The 15,803-nt window shown below is 65.1% G+C and carries 16 protein-coding genes and 1 pseudogene; 10 read left to right on the forward strand and 7 right to left on the reverse strand.

From position 1 onward, the window contains the following. Positions 1 to 10: 10 nt before the first annotated feature. From IEX78_RS00310 to IEX78_RS00325, 4 genes are all read right to left on the reverse strand, one after another. Positions 11 to 961 carry a HEAT repeat domain-containing protein gene (locus tag IEX78_RS00310; protein ID WP_188826685.1) on the reverse strand — a complete coding sequence of 317 codons (951 nt, stop codon included), beginning with the start codon at positions 959 to 961 and terminating at the stop codon, positions 11 to 13. Positions 962 to 1,274: 313 nt separating this feature from the next. Then, entirely contained in the window at positions 1,275 to 1,652 is a 378-nt protein-coding gene (locus IEX78_RS00315) for a DUF4186 domain-containing protein (protein WP_188826686.1), read from the reverse strand. A gap of 20 nt (positions 1,653 to 1,672) precedes the next feature. Continuing rightward, complete coding sequence (locus tag IEX78_RS00320; protein WP_188826687.1) at positions 1,673 to 2,089, reverse strand: hypothetical protein; 417 nt, start codon at positions 2,087 to 2,089, stop codon at positions 1,673 to 1,675. A gap of 72 nt (positions 2,090 to 2,161) precedes the next feature. After that, positions 2,162 to 2,785, reverse strand: coding sequence for a class I SAM-dependent methyltransferase (locus tag IEX78_RS00325; protein ID WP_188826688.1), 624 nt, complete (start codon positions 2,783 to 2,785; stop codon positions 2,162 to 2,164). A gap of 85 nt (positions 2,786 to 2,870) precedes the next feature. On the opposite strand from IEX78_RS00325, the gene IEX78_RS00330 reads away from it, so the two are divergent. The 4 genes and pseudogenes from IEX78_RS00330 to IEX78_RS00345 form a co-directional block, all read left to right on the forward strand. Beyond that, positions 2,871 to 3,458, forward strand: coding sequence for a TetR/AcrR family transcriptional regulator (locus IEX78_RS00330; protein WP_229683606.1), 588 nt, complete (start codon positions 2,871 to 2,873; stop codon positions 3,456 to 3,458). A 1-nt stretch (position 3,459) separates the two neighbouring features. Beyond that, positions 3,460 to 4,524: an SDR family oxidoreductase gene (locus IEX78_RS00335; protein ID WP_188826689.1), complete on the forward strand. Its 1,065-nt coding sequence runs from the start codon at positions 3,460 to 3,462 to the stop codon at positions 4,522 to 4,524. A 24-nt stretch (positions 4,525 to 4,548) separates the two neighbouring features. Further along, positions 4,549 to 5,673: a Fic family protein gene (locus IEX78_RS00340; protein WP_188826690.1), complete on the forward strand. Its 1,125-nt coding sequence runs from the start codon at positions 4,549 to 4,551 to the stop codon at positions 5,671 to 5,673. Positions 5,674 to 5,810: 137 nt separating this feature from the next. After that, a pseudogene (locus IEX78_RS00345) lies at positions 5,811 to 7,088 on the forward strand (erythromycin esterase family protein); the annotation flags it as partial. Positions 7,089 to 7,226: 138 nt separating this feature from the next. Here IEX78_RS00345 and IEX78_RS00350 read toward each other — a convergent pair. Both IEX78_RS00350 and IEX78_RS00355 read right to left on the reverse strand, forming a co-directional pair. After that, positions 7,227 to 8,459: a cytochrome P450 gene (locus IEX78_RS00350; RefSeq protein WP_188826692.1), complete on the reverse strand. Its 1,233-nt coding sequence runs from the start codon at positions 8,457 to 8,459 to the stop codon at positions 7,227 to 7,229. Positions 8,460 to 8,513: 54 nt separating this feature from the next. Continuing rightward, positions 8,514 to 9,527 (reverse strand): SMP-30/gluconolactonase/LRE family protein, encoded by a 1,014-nt coding sequence (locus IEX78_RS00355; protein WP_229683607.1) that lies wholly within the window; start codon positions 9,525 to 9,527, stop codon positions 8,514 to 8,516. Positions 9,528 to 9,627: 100 nt separating this feature from the next. Between IEX78_RS00355 and IEX78_RS00360 the strand changes: the two genes are divergently transcribed. Beyond that, a complete protein-coding gene (locus tag IEX78_RS00360) occupies positions 9,628 to 10,320 on the forward strand; it encodes a hypothetical protein (RefSeq protein ID WP_188826693.1) in 693 nt (230 codons plus the stop codon). A gap of 17 nt (positions 10,321 to 10,337) precedes the next feature. After that, positions 10,338 to 11,423, forward strand: a complete 1,086-nt coding sequence (locus IEX78_RS00365; protein WP_229683774.1) for a calcium:cation antiporter — start codon at positions 10,338 to 10,340, stop codon at positions 11,421 to 11,423. Here the strand turns inward: IEX78_RS00365 and IEX78_RS00370 are convergent. Further along, positions 11,420 to 12,010: a helix-turn-helix domain-containing protein gene (locus IEX78_RS00370; RefSeq protein WP_188826695.1), complete on the reverse strand. Its 591-nt coding sequence runs from the start codon at positions 12,008 to 12,010 to the stop codon at positions 11,420 to 11,422. The two genes, IEX78_RS00365 and IEX78_RS00370, sit on opposite strands and share 4 nt — an antisense overlap. A 197-nt stretch (positions 12,011 to 12,207) precedes the next feature. Between IEX78_RS00370 and IEX78_RS00375 the strand changes: the two genes are divergently transcribed. The 4 genes from IEX78_RS00375 to IEX78_RS00390 all read left to right on the forward strand — a co-directional run bounded on the left by IEX78_RS00375 (position 12,208) and on the right by IEX78_RS00390 (position 15,791). Continuing rightward, positions 12,208 to 13,314 carry an aryl-sulfate sulfotransferase gene (locus tag IEX78_RS00375; protein WP_188826696.1) on the forward strand — a complete coding sequence of 369 codons (1,107 nt, stop codon included), beginning with the start codon at positions 12,208 to 12,210 and terminating at the stop codon, positions 13,312 to 13,314. Continuing rightward, the gene (locus tag IEX78_RS00380; RefSeq protein ID WP_188826697.1) at positions 13,299 to 14,618 is read left to right on the forward strand and encodes a uracil-xanthine permease family protein; all 1,320 of its coding nucleotides are present in this window, start codon (positions 13,299 to 13,301) and stop codon (positions 14,616 to 14,618) included. Before IEX78_RS00375 ends, IEX78_RS00380 begins: the two co-directional genes overlap by 16 nt. Positions 14,619 to 14,766: 148 nt before the next feature. Then, a complete protein-coding gene (locus tag IEX78_RS00385; RefSeq protein WP_188826698.1) occupies positions 14,767 to 14,967 on the forward strand; it encodes a DUF2795 domain-containing protein in 201 nt (66 codons plus the stop codon). A gap of 68 nt (positions 14,968 to 15,035) precedes the next feature. Further along, the gene (locus IEX78_RS00390; protein ID WP_188826699.1) at positions 15,036 to 15,791 is read left to right on the forward strand and encodes an ankyrin repeat domain-containing protein; all 756 of its coding nucleotides are present in this window, start codon (positions 15,036 to 15,038) and stop codon (positions 15,789 to 15,791) included. Positions 15,792 to 15,803: the final 12 nt, after the last annotated feature.

Below are 15,803 nucleotides of genomic sequence, written 5' to 3' on the forward strand. Positions count from 1 at the left end.
GCAGGCCGGTTCATTCGACCCGAACTTCCTCAATAGGTGCGAGACCGAGCCGGTCCATCAGACGCGCACTGCGTGACCACCCTGGGCTGCGGTTCACGTCCACCTCGGTGAAGTCAGCAGCCGTGAGCGTCCGCCCGAGACGGTCCTCAACGCATCCGATGCAAAGGAGACGTTCGCCCTCGGTGCTCACGCTCTCCCACAGGGCGTTTTGAAGCATGTAATACTCGTCGATTGTCTGCGTATCGACCGCGCACCCGGCGCACTCCCACGCCCGCGCGCGGCCTACCTCGATCCACGGGATGAGCCTGCGCAGTTCTGCCCTCGCCAGCGGCAACAGTTGGTCAAGAACGTCAGCAGCGACGATGTCTTCCGTCAGCCAAAACAAGCCTAGCGCTCGCGCAGCGGCCTCGACGACCAGTTCGGGCGAGTCGGTGCTCCCCGCGATCTCGATCAGCGTCGCGATGACGATGGGATATTCGTAGCGGCCCAACAGCGTTGCCGCGTCGGAGCGTGCTTCGGGTGATTGTGCCCGGTCAGTGGCCTGAGCGAGAAACTGACGGCCTAGTTCCGGGAGGTCTGGGTGCAGCGGATCGGCTTCCCATATCGCGTAGGCCGCCTGACGCGATTCGTTCCCGCGCAACTCCGTTGGCAGCGTGGCCATCGGGTTGGAACGAAACCAGTCTTGAATCAGCCGATCGCGCTCATCGACCGCCGCCTTTAGGGCGTCCGGGATAACGGCGACCGAGGTGATCATTGCCTGCCAGGCTGGCTCGATGTCGCCCAGCTCAAGCCCGGTGTCTCGACAGAACCGCATCTCCGGCTTCGAACCCCATGCGGTAGCACGGAATTCGTCGGGACTCACCTCGGCGACTGTCGGCGCGTCGCGCCACCCCATCGCGGCTCGCGCACGGAACCGATCACCGACGGCGAGGTCGCGGACAGTTCTGGTCTGACTCTTCACAGGTGCATCAAACCGGACGCAACCGACATGTCAAGCTGGCGCCGATGAGCGCCCGGGGGGTGGCTGTCGTGCGGAATCCGCGCGCATGGTGATGACGCGATTTAGCGAGCGAGGTAGGGCGAGCCCAAGCTAGGCTGGCATCAGAGATCGTGTGAGTATCGAAAAGGGTTGTCTCCATCGGTCTTTCGCGCAAGTGCCCCTAAGGACTTCGCATTCCGTTAGCGCAGCCCGCGCGGAACTGGAGTACGTCCGGCTCGCTAGCGCGCGAGTTCTCGGGCAAGCTGTTGCCCGCCGCAATGGCGGGGCGTCGCGTCTACTCCGGCGGTGTTGCGGGCGCGTATTCCTTGACGATCCAGCGGCAGATCGCTTCGACCACGTATTCGCGTTCACCCTCGTCCAGGTCGCGGCCTTTCTTGATGCCGTGCCAGCGTTCGAGGCAGTTGCGACAGCATGTCGCCGTCGCGTGCTGAGCGACGAAAACGGGGTGGCCGCGATACGGCGTCTGCTTGCCGTCGTTGCGCGGCTCTGCCGGGGCGAGGCGCTGGCCGATGAGCTCGTGGGCATGCTTGCGGACGGTGTTAATCCCGCGCAAATCGACAATCGCGCGGTCGCGGCCACGCAGATGGAATTTCGCGCGGAAATGGTGCTGGCTGATCCGCGCTAACCGTTGGTCGAGCCCTTCGGTATCCATCCGGCTCCCTCGCGACAGGGTTAGTTGGTGATAATGCGCGTCCCGCCTCGGGTGCATTCGCTGAGGACCTGGTTGGGCTGCCGATCGGCGACCTGCGGGGTCATGCACTGCCAGCCGTCGAACGAGGAAGTCCACGTGTCGCCGGTGTGGAGGACGGTCGCGTCGGTGACGTATTTCGTCAGCGTGAGCAGCGCGTCGGGGCAGCTGATCGTGCCGCTGTCGACGCGGACGGTGGCGGTGACCCCGGTCTGCGGGTAGGTGACCGTGCCGCACGCCGCACCGGGGTTCGCGTCGGGGGTGGTCGACCCGGTCGACGGCGGCTTTCCGGCACTCGTCGTCGAAGGGCTCGCGGCGGTGGTCGACGACGTGTCATCCGATCCGCACCCGGCGAGCGCGAGGACTGCGGAAACGATGACGACTGCCGAAAAACCTCGCACGTGTGCCTCCCAATGTCCGATCGCGGTTGCGTCGGCTAGTTTCACACATTTGGTCCGCTGCGGAGGTGTCCGTCATCGAACGGACGCCGAGTCGTGGTCTGACTTGGACAGAACCGCGACGAGGAAGTCCGCGCCTTCGCGGAACGGGCGCAGGTCCCAGGTTGAGAAGAGCGCGTCAGGGGTGAGGCCGGCCTTTTCCGCGTCGCGGAGAAAGTCGGCGAACTCGTATCCGCGATTCGCGCCGAAGCCAACGATTGCGCGACCATCTGTCGCGAGGTGGCTCGCGAAGTTTGCCAGGACGGTCTCGCGCGTCGACGGGGCGAGGAAGGTGACTACATTGCCCGCCGACACGATAGCGTCGAATTCCCTTTGCTCTAAGGACAATTCGGCTAGGTCGCCCACTTGCCAGGTCGGCCCCGGGTAGTCCTCACGCGCCGCGTCGATGAGCACCGGGTCAATGTCGACGCCGACAACCGTGTGCCCCGCTTCGTGCAGATACCCGCCGATCCGCCCCGGCCCGCACCCGGCGTCGAGCACGTGACTGCCGCGCGCGAGCATCGCGTCAACGAGCCGAGCCTCACCGACGATGTCGGTGCCGTCAGCGGCGAGCGTGCGGAAGCGGTCGACGTACCAGGAGGAGTGGTTCGGATCGTTCGCGGTGAGCTCTTCCCACCCACTGCGTTCACGCGCACTCATCGAAACCTCCTGGTCGGAACGGACGCCAACGAGCCTACGTTGAAGGAGGGTGGGAAAAATATATAGACTGGTCTATTCTGTCGGTATGGCTGCTCAAACGAAAGGTGCGCGGACGAGCGAAAAGCTCGTCGAGACGATGCTCGAACTCATCCAGGTGCGTGGCTACAGCGGCACCGGGCTCAATGTGATCGTCGAGCAGTCTGGCGCGCCGAAGGGGTCGATGTACTTCCACTTTCCTGAAGGGAAGGAACAGCTCGCTGAGCGCGCAATTATGTTGGCCGAGCAGCGATTTCGTGACCTAATCACGTCTGCAACCGCTTCGGAAGCGTCGCCGCGCGAGCTGGTCAAAGGTCTGATCGACGCGTTCGCCGCTCTGCTGGTCGATAGCGACTACCAACTCGGCTGCCCGGTGTCGGTGGTGACGCTGGAAATGGGCGCCCACAGCGAGCGGCTGCGGACGGCGTGTGCGCGCGCCTACGAGTCGTGGATCGCCGCCACGGCGGAATACCTTGCGGCGCTTGGTTATTCCGACGAAGAAGCGCGACAACTCGGCACCGCGATGGTGAGCACCGTCGAGGGCGCGATGATCGTCGCCCGTGCCCAGCGTGATCCCGAGCCGCTCTACAGCGCAGGCTACCTGCTCAGCGCACTGCTTGATCAAAAGGGGAACTGACATGACCGTCGAACGTCACGCGCTGGTTTTTGGCGCGAGCGGATTCATTGGGCGCCACCTCATTGTGGCGCTCGACCGGGCGGGCGTGCGCGTCACCGCTGCCACGCGAAGTGCGGATTCGTTTGCGCGACTGTGTGTTTGGCTGAGCGACCACGGTGTGCGCGCGGAGCCGGAGCAGATGCTGGTCGATTTCACCGCGCCTCAACTGGGCGATCCTGCGCAATTCCGTTCCGTCACAGAGGTTTACAACTGCGCGGGTGCTTTCCAGTTCGGGATGACGAACGAAACAGCGCGCGCTGGCAATGTCGACAGCGTTCGTGCGATCGTGCGGTTCGTCGCGGAGCTTGACCAGGTAGCCCGAACAGTTTTCGTCTCCGGCTACCGAGTCGGCGGTCAGGAACCGGCCGCACGCGGATGGAGTGCCGAGCAGGCGCGCGCGACCTATCGCCGACTTGGCGCGTACGAAGCGTCGAAAGCGGAAGCGGACGCCGTCTTTCAGGGGCTCGCGACCGAAGCCGGTCTTGCGTGGTCAATTATCAACCCGTGCACAGTGATTGGCTCAAGCGTCACCGGCGAGACGGACCAGTACGTTGGCCTCGCGGAGACGATCGCACAGCTCGCGCACGGCAAACTCCCCGCCGTCCCGGGCAACGACCATACCTTCGTTCCCATCGTCGCGGTCGACTACCTTGCGGACTTTATGGTGCTGCTGCCGACCGACCCTTCATCGGCAGGCATGAGTTACTGGGTGCTCGACGACAACACCCCGACGTTGCCAACGCTTATCGCGCTAGCTGCCGAGCGCTTGGGCGTGCGCGCCCCGCGCTTCCGCGTGTCGCCGATACTGCTGCGATTGCTGCCGCGAGCACTGACCAAAGCGGACCCAGAAACCCTGAGTTTCCTTGCGACAGAGCGCTATCCGACCGCGTCGGCCAATGAGCTGGCGGCCCGCCACGGTCTCGTGATGCCCGATACGACGCGCACGATCACCCGGTGGGTCGACCACCTCGCTGGCCGCGAGTTTGGTGGACGACCCGCCGCGGCGACGCGCACGTTGACGCAATGATCACGTCAGCGCACGATCAGCGTCATGCTGTATTCCACTCCCGCACTCGCTGATCGCGACCGCCAGGTTCTCGGCGAAGTTGACGACCTGCGGGAGCAGTTACGCCGTCGAGTGCAGGGAGCCCCAGCCAAGTGGACTGCCGTTCTGCGCAAATCCCTCACCGCAGACGCCGTCGCCGCATCCAACAGCATCGAGGGCTTCAAAGTCTCAGCCATCGACGTCGAAGACCTCATCGCAGGCGAATCCGACGTCGACGTTTCCGATGAGAACCGCGCGGAAACCCTTGCCTACCAACACCTCATGACCTATCTCCAAACCCAGCACGACGCCCCGGATTTTCAGTTCAGCAAAGGGCAGCTCAACGCGCTGCACTGGATGTTGCAAGGTCACCGGCATACCGCGCGCAAACCTGCCGGGCAGTGGCGTGCGGGGCCCGTGTACGTCACTGACCCAGGTAATCCGAGAATCGCCGCCTACACCGCACCCGACGCGGACATCGTCGCCGATCTCATGAGCGAACTCATCGACTGGCTCAATGCGCCCACTGACGACCACCCGCTGGTGCGGGCCGCGATGGCACACCTGCACCTCGTTTCGATCCACCCGTGGTGCGACGGCAACGGGCGCATGTCTAGGTCATTGCAAACGCTCATGATCGCGCGGGCAGGAGTGATCGCACCGGAGTTTTCCTCGATCGAGGCGTGGCTTGGTCGCTCGTTGAACACCTGGGAGTACTACAAGGTGCTCGGACGATTGGGCCCGAGCTATCAGCCAGACGGCGATGCGACCGAGTGGCTGCGCTTCAACCTCCTCGCTTACCACCAGCAGGCTCAAACGGTGCGCGCCCGATTCGACCAGTCCAGCCGTGTGTGGGCGATGCTCGAAGGGTCGGTGGCGGACGAGCGCATGGTGTCAGCGCTCCATGACGTCGCTGTTTCGGGGCGCGTGCGGCGGTCGCGGTATGGCGCGAGCGAAGGGCTCAGCGTGCAGCAAGCGCAGCGCGATCTGAAAGCGCTCGCTCAGCAAGGTGTGCTCGCGCCCGTCGGACGGACGCGGGCGCGGTACTACATCGAAGGCGATAACTTTCCCGCCGACGTGCTCGAAGTCGCGCGACGCCCGTTCAGTCTGGTCGACCCCTACCGCAGGTAGCCGCGTTGCGAGATGGTCGCGAAAGGGGGCGTGGGTGGCCGACCTCTCTACGATGGGCTAAGTCCTGCACGGTCCCGGCGTGAGGAGTGGTGATGAGTCGAAGTGGAGTGGCTGCTCACGGGGTCGACGACATCGCCGTTGTGCGAGCCGCCGCGCTGCCAACGACCGACGGGGTGCCGTCGGCGGAGTTCCTCAATGACCTGGTCGGTGACGCGCGCATCGTCATGATCGGGGAAAGTTCGCACGGGACGCAGGAGTTTTATGCCGGGCGCGCCGAGGTCACGCGCTGGTTGATTGAGCAGCGCGGGTTTACCGCTGTGGCGTGCGAGGCCGACTGGCCCGACATGGCGCGCGTGAACCGGTTCGTGCGCGGTCACGGCGACGACCACACCGCCGAGGAAGCGCTGCGCGGCTTCGAACGGTTTCCGACGTGGATGTGGCGCAACACCGTGGTCCGCGATTTCGTCGCCTGGTTGCGCGCGCACAATTCCTCGGCTCCGCCGGTGGGAATGTACGGGCTTGACCTCTACAGCCTGTGGTCGTCGATGGACGCGGTGATCGCCTACCTCGACACCGTCGACCCGCAAGCCGCCGCGCGGGCGCGCGAACGCTACAGCTGCTTCGATCACGTTCCCCGCGACGACGGACAGTCCTACGGTTTCGGTGCCGCGTTCGGCGCGGGGGCGGCATGCGAGGACCAGGCGGTGCTGCAATTGCTTGAGCTGCAACAACGTTCGATGAACGCGCATGCCGACGACGACGCGTTCGACGCGCTCGTCAACGCCCAAACCGTCGTCGACGCCGAGGCGTACTACCGCGCGATGTTCGGCGACCAGGTGACGTCATGGAACCTGCGCGATCAACACATGACCGAAACCCTCGCCGCGCTCTACGCCCACACCGATGAGGCGCGAATTGTGGTGTGGGCGCACAACTCTCACGTCGGCGACGCTCGTGCGACGCAAATGGGCGCGGCGGGCGAGGTGACGCTCGGGCAGCTTGGTCGCCAGCGCTGGGGCGAGCAAGTGCGGTTGATCGGACAAACAACGAGCACGGGGACGGTGACCGCCGCGCAGGTGTGGGACGGACCAGCGCGTCGCGAAACCGTGCGGTTCCCGCTGCCCGCGAGTTTCGAAGAAGTGTTGCACGACACCGGAATTCCCGAATTCGCCTTGCGCTTGGGTGACGCGCCGACGCCGGTCGACGAGGTTCTTTCCCACGACCGACTCCAACGCGCGATCGGCGTGATCTACCGCCCGGACACTGAACGCCAAAGTCATTACTACGCAGCACAATTGGCGCGGGAATTCGACGCGGTGATCCATATCGATGAGACCACGGCACTGCAGCCGTTGGACCCGACGTCGCACTGGGAAGAGGGCGTAGTCCCCGAAACATACCCGACGGGCTTGTAAATCGGTGAGCACGCTGGGGTGGCGGTATCGTGCGAGTAGCTTTCGCCACCACAGCGTGTTGACGCTCCGCCAACGCCCCGCGACGGCGCCGAACACCCCAAAGCGCGGTTCCGTGAGCGCCACCCACGGTCAGCGCACCTAAGCTCCCGCCGAGAACGGCACCGAAACTGGCCAGCGCACGTAGTTCCCCTGCGACCACGTCACCGCATCCAGATCAACGGTGAACTCGGGGCATCGCGCTAACAGTTCGGTCAGTGCAACCCGTGCCTGCATACGTGCCGCCGCGGCGCCGAGGCAGTGGTGGTGGCCGTGGCTGAATGTCATGATCCGTTTCGGCTCGCGCAGCACGTCGAGTTCGCTTGCGGTAGCACCGAATTCGCGCTCGTCGCGGTTGGCCGACCCGTACAGCAACAGCACACGTCGGCCTGCGGGGATCGTCGTATCACCGATCGTCACGTCCCGCGTCGCGGTCCGGGCGAGGCCCTGCACCGGCGACGTCATCCGCAGAAATTCCTCAACCGCGCCAACGATCAAACTCGGGTCGTCAATCAGTAAGCGACGCTGGTCGGGGTAGGCGGTCAACAACTGCACCGCCCCACCCAGGTTGCCGGTCGTCGTGTCGTTGCCGCCGGTGATCATCGTGAACGCGAACCCAAGAATCGCGATCAGACCCTCGTTGTCGCCGTTGGCACCGAGTCCGGATGCGAGCAGGTGCGAGATGGTGTCGTCGCCCGGTTCTACCTTTCGGCGGTCGATGAGTTCGCTGAAATAGCCGACCAATTCACCGACCGCGGCGAACGCGTTCTGGTCGCCCGCCGCGATCCCCGCGCCAGCGACCGCGCCGCCAACAATGTTGTCGGTCCACTCATCGAACTTGCCGTGGTCAGCGGGCGGAACGCCGAGGTAATGCGCGACAACCATCGTCGGTAGTGGCTTGAACAGATCGGCGACAATGTCACCGCCGCCTGCCGCGCGCAACGCCTCAATTCGCTCAACAATGAACTCGCGCACCAAGGGTTCGACCGAATTCACTTGGCGCGGAGTGAAACCCGGCGCGACACGTCGCCGGAAATCGGTGTGCTCGGGCGGGTCCATGAATACGAACGGCTTCACCCCACCGAACCCGGCCGCCGCCAAATCGACATAGTCGACCGTCAATCCCGAAGCGGAAGAAAAGGTTTCGGGATCACGCGCGGCGGCCCACACGTCGGCGTGCCGGGAAAGCACGTAGTAATCGTCGGTCCGACGATCGGGCGGGACGACGTGATGCACCGGGTCGTGCTCGCGCAGCGCGGCATACATCGGAAACGGGTCGCCCCATGACGTGCCCGAGCACAGTTCGAACCGGGCATGAGACGTCGGTGTGCTCATCGCTTCACGGTAAGACACCCGCGTTCGGATGTTGCCCGATTACTGAAACTTGTTCTAGTTCTGCTCCCCGCTGACAGTCGTGACCGCGATGGCTGACTCGTCGAGACTGCCGAGGATGAGCGTCCCGTCGACCTCAACCACGCCCGTGACCATGCCGTAGTTCGTCGCATCGCATTGCAGGTCATGGACGACGCGCCCGTCAGTCGGATCGACACCGAGCACCCACACCGTCCGCACCGGCTTCGGCTTCAACACCGCGGGCAACCGCCACACCAGCTTGCGCAAAAACGGGGCGCGCGGCAGCAGCAAGTCCAGCAACGGATTGCGTGGCGACGCCAGCGTGACCCAAATCAGCCCGTCGCTGCCGAGCGAGATGTTGTCGGCGAAGCCAGGCAGATTGTCGACGAGCGGTTCGAAGGTGCCCGCGCGAGTTCCGCGCAACCAGTAGCGGTGCAGCCGGTAACCGCCGGTTTCGGCGACGATCAACGCGGATTGGTCGGCCGTGAACGCGACGCCGTTGGCGAAATGCAGTCCGTCACACAGGGTTTCGACCTCGCCGCTGGGCGACCGTCGCAACAACCGACCCGTGCCCGAGTGCTCAAGCAAATCGTTCATCCACTCATCGAGCACCCACCGACGCGACGACGTCGTGAAGTAGATCGTGCCGTCGTCGTCGACAACCACGTTGCTCGCCATGTTCAACGGCACACCATCGACGGTGTCAACAAGCGTGGTGAGCTGCTCGCCCGACCAGCGCAACAACCCGCGATGCGCGTCGCAAATCAACAGTGCCCCACCAGGTTCCGCACACAGCCCGAGCGGGCGCCCGCCGGTGTTCACCACATCGACAACGCTGCCGCTCTCGCGATCAACCCGCACAATCCGACCATCAGCGAGCCCCGCGTACACGAACCCGTCGTCACCAACAACGACGTCTTCCGGTCCCGCACTGGACAATTCGATGCGCCGGGGCGTCGCAAGCGGGGGAGTGCCGCGCGCATCCCGGGCGCGAGCGGGCGCGGCAGGCGGCGTCCACCGCGTCGGTTCCATCGAAATACCCGCGATCATCGTCTGCTCCTCATTCGGTGTCGCGGCCATTGTGGCCGACATCGCGCGCTTGGCGTGCAGGGTCCGCCATCACCGCTGGTCCCGGCGATATCCTCGCCCGATGAGCGACGTCAAGGACAACCTCAACGACGGCTATCTGTTCGTCAAAGGGTTCTCGCTCACCGCCGTCGCCGCGGTTTTTCTGCTGCTGCGCCTGTTCGCGGTGACCGAATACGACTGGAACAGCGCGTTCAACCTCGTCGACGTCTTGACCATCGGCGACGCGGTCAGCATGGGCCTCGGCACCCTCATGGCCGACCCCATTCTCGGCGGCATCGCGATCGCGCTGCTGTGGCCCGAAGCGATCATCACCCGGTTCCGAATGGGCGCGCCCGCGTGGGAAAACGTGGGCAACCTCTGCTGGCTGCTGATTGTGAGCCTCTTCGGCATCTCGCTGCTGTGGTCGTTTCACATGTGGTGGGTGCTCGCGGTGACCGTGGCGATCACCGTCGTCGTGATCGGGGCGCTGCGCCTCGGCGACGAGAATCGAGGACACCGCGCCGCGAAAGTCGCGCACTGGTACGTGACCGGCACCGCGGTAATCGCGACGATCCTCGCGCTTGTTTTCGCCGCAGTGCTGCGCGTGCCGTGGGCCCCGATGGAACGCATCGACACCAAAGACGGTCCCATCATTGGTTACGTAATGCGGGTATCACCAGGGTTTTTGGACGTTCTCGTGCAGGAAGGCCGCGACATGATCACCGTTGATACCAGCGATGTCCTCAAGCGCACCGAGATCGATGAGGAATCATGAAGGGCATGATCGCCACATTGCTTTCCCGATGGACGACCTACCTTCCGCTGATTTCCGCTGTGCTTCTCGCATTGACGTGGGGGCGCGACATACCGGGGGTGATCGTCGCGGTTGTCACCGCGGCGTTGATCGGGGTGGTGCTCGCCGCGGTTTATCACGCGGAAATCGTCGCGCATCGCGTCGGCGAGCCGTTCGGTTCGCTCATCCTCGCGGTGGCGGTAACCGTGATCGAAGTGGCCCTTATCGTCACCATGATGCTGTCCGGCGGTGAGAAAGCCGCGACGCTTGCCCGCGACACCGTGTTCGCCGCGGTCATGATCACCTGCAACGGCATCGTCGGACTTGTGTTGCTGGTCGCGGCATTACGGCGAAGGGTCGCGGTGTTCAACGCCGAAGGCACCGGTGCCGCGCTCGCGACCGTCGCCACCCTCGCGACCTTGAGCATGGTGTTGCCGACGTTCACTACGTCCAAGCCCGGCCCCGAATTCTCGCCAGCGCAACTCGGTTTCGCGGCTGTCGCTTCGCTCGCGCTCTACGCCCTGTTCGTGATGGTCCAGACCGTGCGGCACCCCGACGACTTCCTGCCTGTCGAAGACGCGGGCGTCGTCGACGACACCGACGAACCGGACGACCACGGTCGCCCAACCGGCAAAGCCGCGCTGGTCAGCCTTGGTCTGATGATGCTCGCGCTCGTATGCGTTGTCGGACTCGCGAAAGTGGTGTCGCCCGCGCTGGAGTCAGGCATCGCCTCGGTTGGGCTGCCGCAGTCGGCGGTTGGTGTGGTGATCGCGATGCTCGTGCTGTTGCCGGAGACGATCGCCGCCGTGAAATCGGCGCGGCGTAGTCGCGTGCAGATCGGCCTTAACCTCGCGCTCGGCTCAGCGATGGCCAGTATTGGGCTGACGATTCCGGTGATCGCGCTGGCGACGATCTGGCTCACTGGCCCGCTCGTGCTCGGTCTTGGGGCGACGCAGATGGTGTTGCTCGCCGTCACCGTTGTTGTCGGCGCGTTGACGGTCGTGCCCGGTCGCGCGACGTTGCTGCAAAGCGGCGTCCACTTGTCGATCTTCGCGGCGTTCCTGTTTCTGGCGGCCAGCCCCTAGCGGGTTCGTCGGACCGTTCGATCGTCGGCAACGGCGATCACCAGCGTTTGCGTGTCGTCGGTATGCGCTGACCAGCGGTGTCGTTCACCTGCTTGGCAGTAGTAGGTGTCGCCCGCGGTCAGCGTGTATTCGACGTCATCGGCGACGAGGGAGATGCTGCCCGAAATCACGTGGATGATCTCGTCGGCGCGGTGGGCGAAGTCGCGATCACCGCGATCGGTGCCGCCGGTGAAGGCGAGCGCGCGCAGGTCGCGGTCGCCGTTGACGAGCGCGCGGACGGTGCCGCCGCCCGGTTCGGCTTGCGGCCGGGCGGTGTCGTCGCTGGCGCGGACCAGGGGAGTTGGCGCGATGTCGTCGGCGGCGGCGAGCAACGCGGTCGCCGTCGTCGACAGCGCGTCGGCGATGTGTTGCAGCGAACGCAGGCTGGTATTGGTCCGCCCGTTTTCGAGCTGACTGAGAAAGGACTGCGACAGTCCGGTCTGAATTGCCAAGTGCGCCAACGTCATTCCCGCAGCGCGGCGGCGCTCATGCAAGACCGCGCCAAGCTGGCGCGCTCGGGCATCGGGAACTTCCGCACTGCGCGTCACCTGCTGATCCGCCCTTCCACCGTTGCCTGTCTTGGCCTGACTGTAGTGAACCCGTGCTGCCGCATGGCGAGGTCGGGGTGCGGAGAGCATGCGTGTGACCTGGCGATCGATGGGTTAAACGCACCGTGATCGCAACTGTTCCGGTTTGTCGTCCGGTACTGAATATTCAGTGGAGTCGAATATTCAGGAGAGGCGGCATGGAACAGAACACGCTCAAGCGTCGAGGTATCGGGCTCATCGGCAGCGACCCGGAGCTCGCATCGCCCGGCTACACGCTGTACGCGCCGCTTGCCGCCAACGGTCGCGTCGACCTCGTTGACCTCGACGGCGAACTCGCTCACCAGTGGCAGCTGCCGTTCCGTCCGGGCCGCCACGCGCGCATCCTCGCCGACGGCAGCCTCGCCTACAACGGCGCGACGCTGAACCAGCCGCCGCTGTTTGCCATGTGGCGCAAGTACTCCGGCGGCTCGATGGCCCGCTACGACGAAGCAGGCAAGGTGCTCAGCGAAGTCCGCGACGACTTCCAGCATCACGACGCGCACCACTACGACGACGGCCGCGTGCTCTACACCGCCGTCGAACCGCTCACCGGTGCCGACGCCGCCCGCATCGAAGGTGGCGTCGAAGGTTCCGAGGCGAACGGCATCGTGTGGTCGGACGTGATCCGCGAAACCGCCGCCGACGGCACCCTCGCCTGGGAATGGCGTGCCGTCGAGCACCTCAACCCCGCCGATTTCGGCCTGCAGCCGCACTACTGGCGTGAGCACTGGCCGCTGATCAACAGCGTGTTCCCGCTCGACGAGAACACCGTTGTCGCGAGTCTGCGCAGCGTGTCGGCGGTGATCCTCATCGATCGCGCGACCGGTGTCGCGACCCGCGTCGCCGACCGCGCGACACTCGCCCAGCAGCATCACGCCACCCCGCTGCCCGACGGCAAACTCCTCGTCTTCGACAACGGCACCTTCCGCACCGCCGAATCGGTGACCTACAGCCGCGTCATCGAACTCGACGCGAAGACCGGCGAAGTGACCTGGGTGTACCAGGACTCGCCGCGCGAAGCGTTCTTCACCCCGTTCATGGGCGGCGCGCAGCGGCTGCCGAACGGCAACACCCTCATCACCGAAGCCGCCTTCGGCCGCATCTTCGAGGTGACGACCGACCGCCGCATCGTGTGGGAATACGTCGTCCCGTCGTTCACCGAATACCCCGACCCCGACACCGCGCAGGTCTTCCCCGGCATCTCCAACGCCATCTTCCGCGCGTACCGCTACACCGCCGAGGAGCTTCCGTGGCTACAGAAGTGAAAGACCGCGTAGTCGCGCCGGTCGACGAGGTCCCGCCGCCCGGTCGCGCGTTCCTCGCAGCCCTGCAGCATCTGGTCGTCATGATCGCGATGCCGCTCACCTCGGTGCTGCTGATCAGCCGCAGCCTGCACCTCGACGACGGCGACACCCGCGCGCTGCTGTGTGGCGCGCTGCTGTTCAGCGGCATCGGCACGATCTTCCAGTCGAGCGGTCGCTATGGACTCGGCGCGGGTCTGCCGTTCGTGATGCTGCCCGGCGGTGCCGCCGTCGTGCTGTTCATTCAGATCGCCCAGACCTACAACCCCGCGACGGCCACCGGCGCGGTCATCATCACCGCCGTCGCGGGCATCGCGCTCGTGCCGATCGCGCAGCGACTTGTGCGGTTCGTTCCGATGGTTGTGATCGCGTCGATGATCTTGGTGATCGGCGTGAACCTCGTGAAGGTCGGCGCGAACCTGATCACCGGTGCCGACGACAAGCACCCCTTGCGTTCGGTCGCGATCGCCGGCGTGACGATCGCCGCGACGATCCTCGCGCATCGCCTGCTGCCGACCGGGTGGCGTCGCGTTTCGGTGCTCATCGGCATGGGCGTCGGCACCGCTGCCGCTGCCGCGCTTGGGCAGTTCTCGCTGCGCCCGAGCAGTGGTGTCGTGCAGTTGCCCGAACCGTTCCTGTTCGGCGCGCCGCACTTCGACCTGCTCGCTGCCGTTCCGCTGCTGGTGTTCTCGATCGGTTCGATGGCCGAAGCCACCGGCCAGACCGTACTGAACGCGAAAGTCGTTGGCGCGCAGATCGATACGGCTCCGACGGTGGGTCGCACGATTCGTGGCGACGCGGTGACGTCGTTGCTGTCGGGCATCTTCGGCGGCCCGACGATGGTGACCTCGGGCGAAAATATCGGTTTGATTCGCCTCACCGGCGTCCGTAGCCGCTACGTGACCGCGATCACCGGCGTCATGCTGATCCTCGCCGCGTTCCTCGCGCCCGTCGGTCGCATCGTGAACTCGTTGCCCGGCCCCGTTGTCGGCGCGACCGCCGCGATCGTTTTCGCGACCATCATCGTCTCGGCGATCAGCCTGTTCCAGCAGGTCGATCTCGACAACGACGGCGCGCTGCTCACCGCGACCGCCGCGATCACCGCGGGCCTGCTGCCGATCTTGGTCCCGACGCTCTACCGTGGGTTCCCCGCTGACCTTCGCCTGTTGCTGGGCAGTGGCGTCACGATGGCCGCCGTGGTCGGCGTGATCGTGCACCTGCTGTGTGTGCTAACTCGCAATCGGACAAAAGAGCAGGTCAACGCGTAGTTTGCGGGTGAAATGACTTCGTCCGGGTCACGGTAGGGACTCACGTCGTTCACTGTTTCCCCAGTTTGCTCATCGGCTGCCCAATGGTGAGTACGGTGGGTCTTGTTCGTGAGTGTCCCGAAGTCGTCAGACGAAAGGAAGTGTCTCCATGGCTGGTCAGACCAACCCGATCCAGATCGAGAAGTACCTCGGCGGAGTTAACTACCCCGTAGGTCGCGACGTGCTGGTCGCCACGGCGAAGAAGCACTCCGCGCCCCCGGCAGTGATCAAGGTTCTTGAGGAACTGCCAGCCTCCGAGACCTTCGATGGGCCGGTCCAGGTCAGCGAAGCCACCGGCCCGCTCACCTAGACCGAGCTTTAAAAACCTTCGCCGCAGCGGTTCGCCCGCTGCGGCGAAGGTTTTTTGAGGAGAAAACTATGAACCCGGTCCGCTCGATCCTTCGTGGCCCCGTGCTCGCGCTCGCCGTTCTCGCGGTGGGCGTCGGCGCATGCTCGGCGGATCCTGACGTGTCCGAATCGGCAACCGTCGTGCCCGCGCCTGGGCCATCGTCGATGACATCGGCGACCGCACCGCAGATCATCACCGTCGACCCCGCGCTGGACGGCGAGCTCTACGCCGCCGCTGTCGCCAACGACACCGCACGGGTTCGTGACCTCATCGCGCGCGGCGCTGACCTTGAGTCGCGTGGTGCGCACGCGCGCACTCCGCTGGTCGCCGCTACCAAGAACGGGTCGACGGCGGCCGCTGTGGCGCTGATTGACGCGGGTGCCGACGTGAACGCCAAGGACGACATCCAGGATTCGGCCTACCTCTACGCGGGCGCGGAGGGCCTCGACGAGATTCTCGCCGCGACCTTGAGCCACGGTGCGGATCTGCGCAGTGTGAACCGCTTCGGCGGCACGGCACTGATTCCCGCCAGCGAACACGCGCATGTGAGCACGGTGCGGATGTTGATCGCGGCACGCGTGGATGTGAACCACGTGAATACGCCACGGTGGACGGCGTTGCAGGAGGCCATCGTCTATGGCGACGGATCGCGGCGTTACCAGGAAACCGTCGCCGCGCTGCTCGCCGCCGGTGCCGACCCGCAGATCCGTGATGCCGACGGGCGAACCGCGCTACAGAACGCGCAACGCCGCGGCCAAGATGCGATCGTGGAACTGCTTAACTGAGTTTCGCCGCAG

The sequence above is a fragment of the Nocardia camponoti genome (assembly GCF_014646135.1).
In the GTDB taxonomy this organism is placed as follows: Bacteria; Actinomycetota; Actinomycetes; order Mycobacteriales; family Mycobacteriaceae; genus Nocardia; species Nocardia camponoti.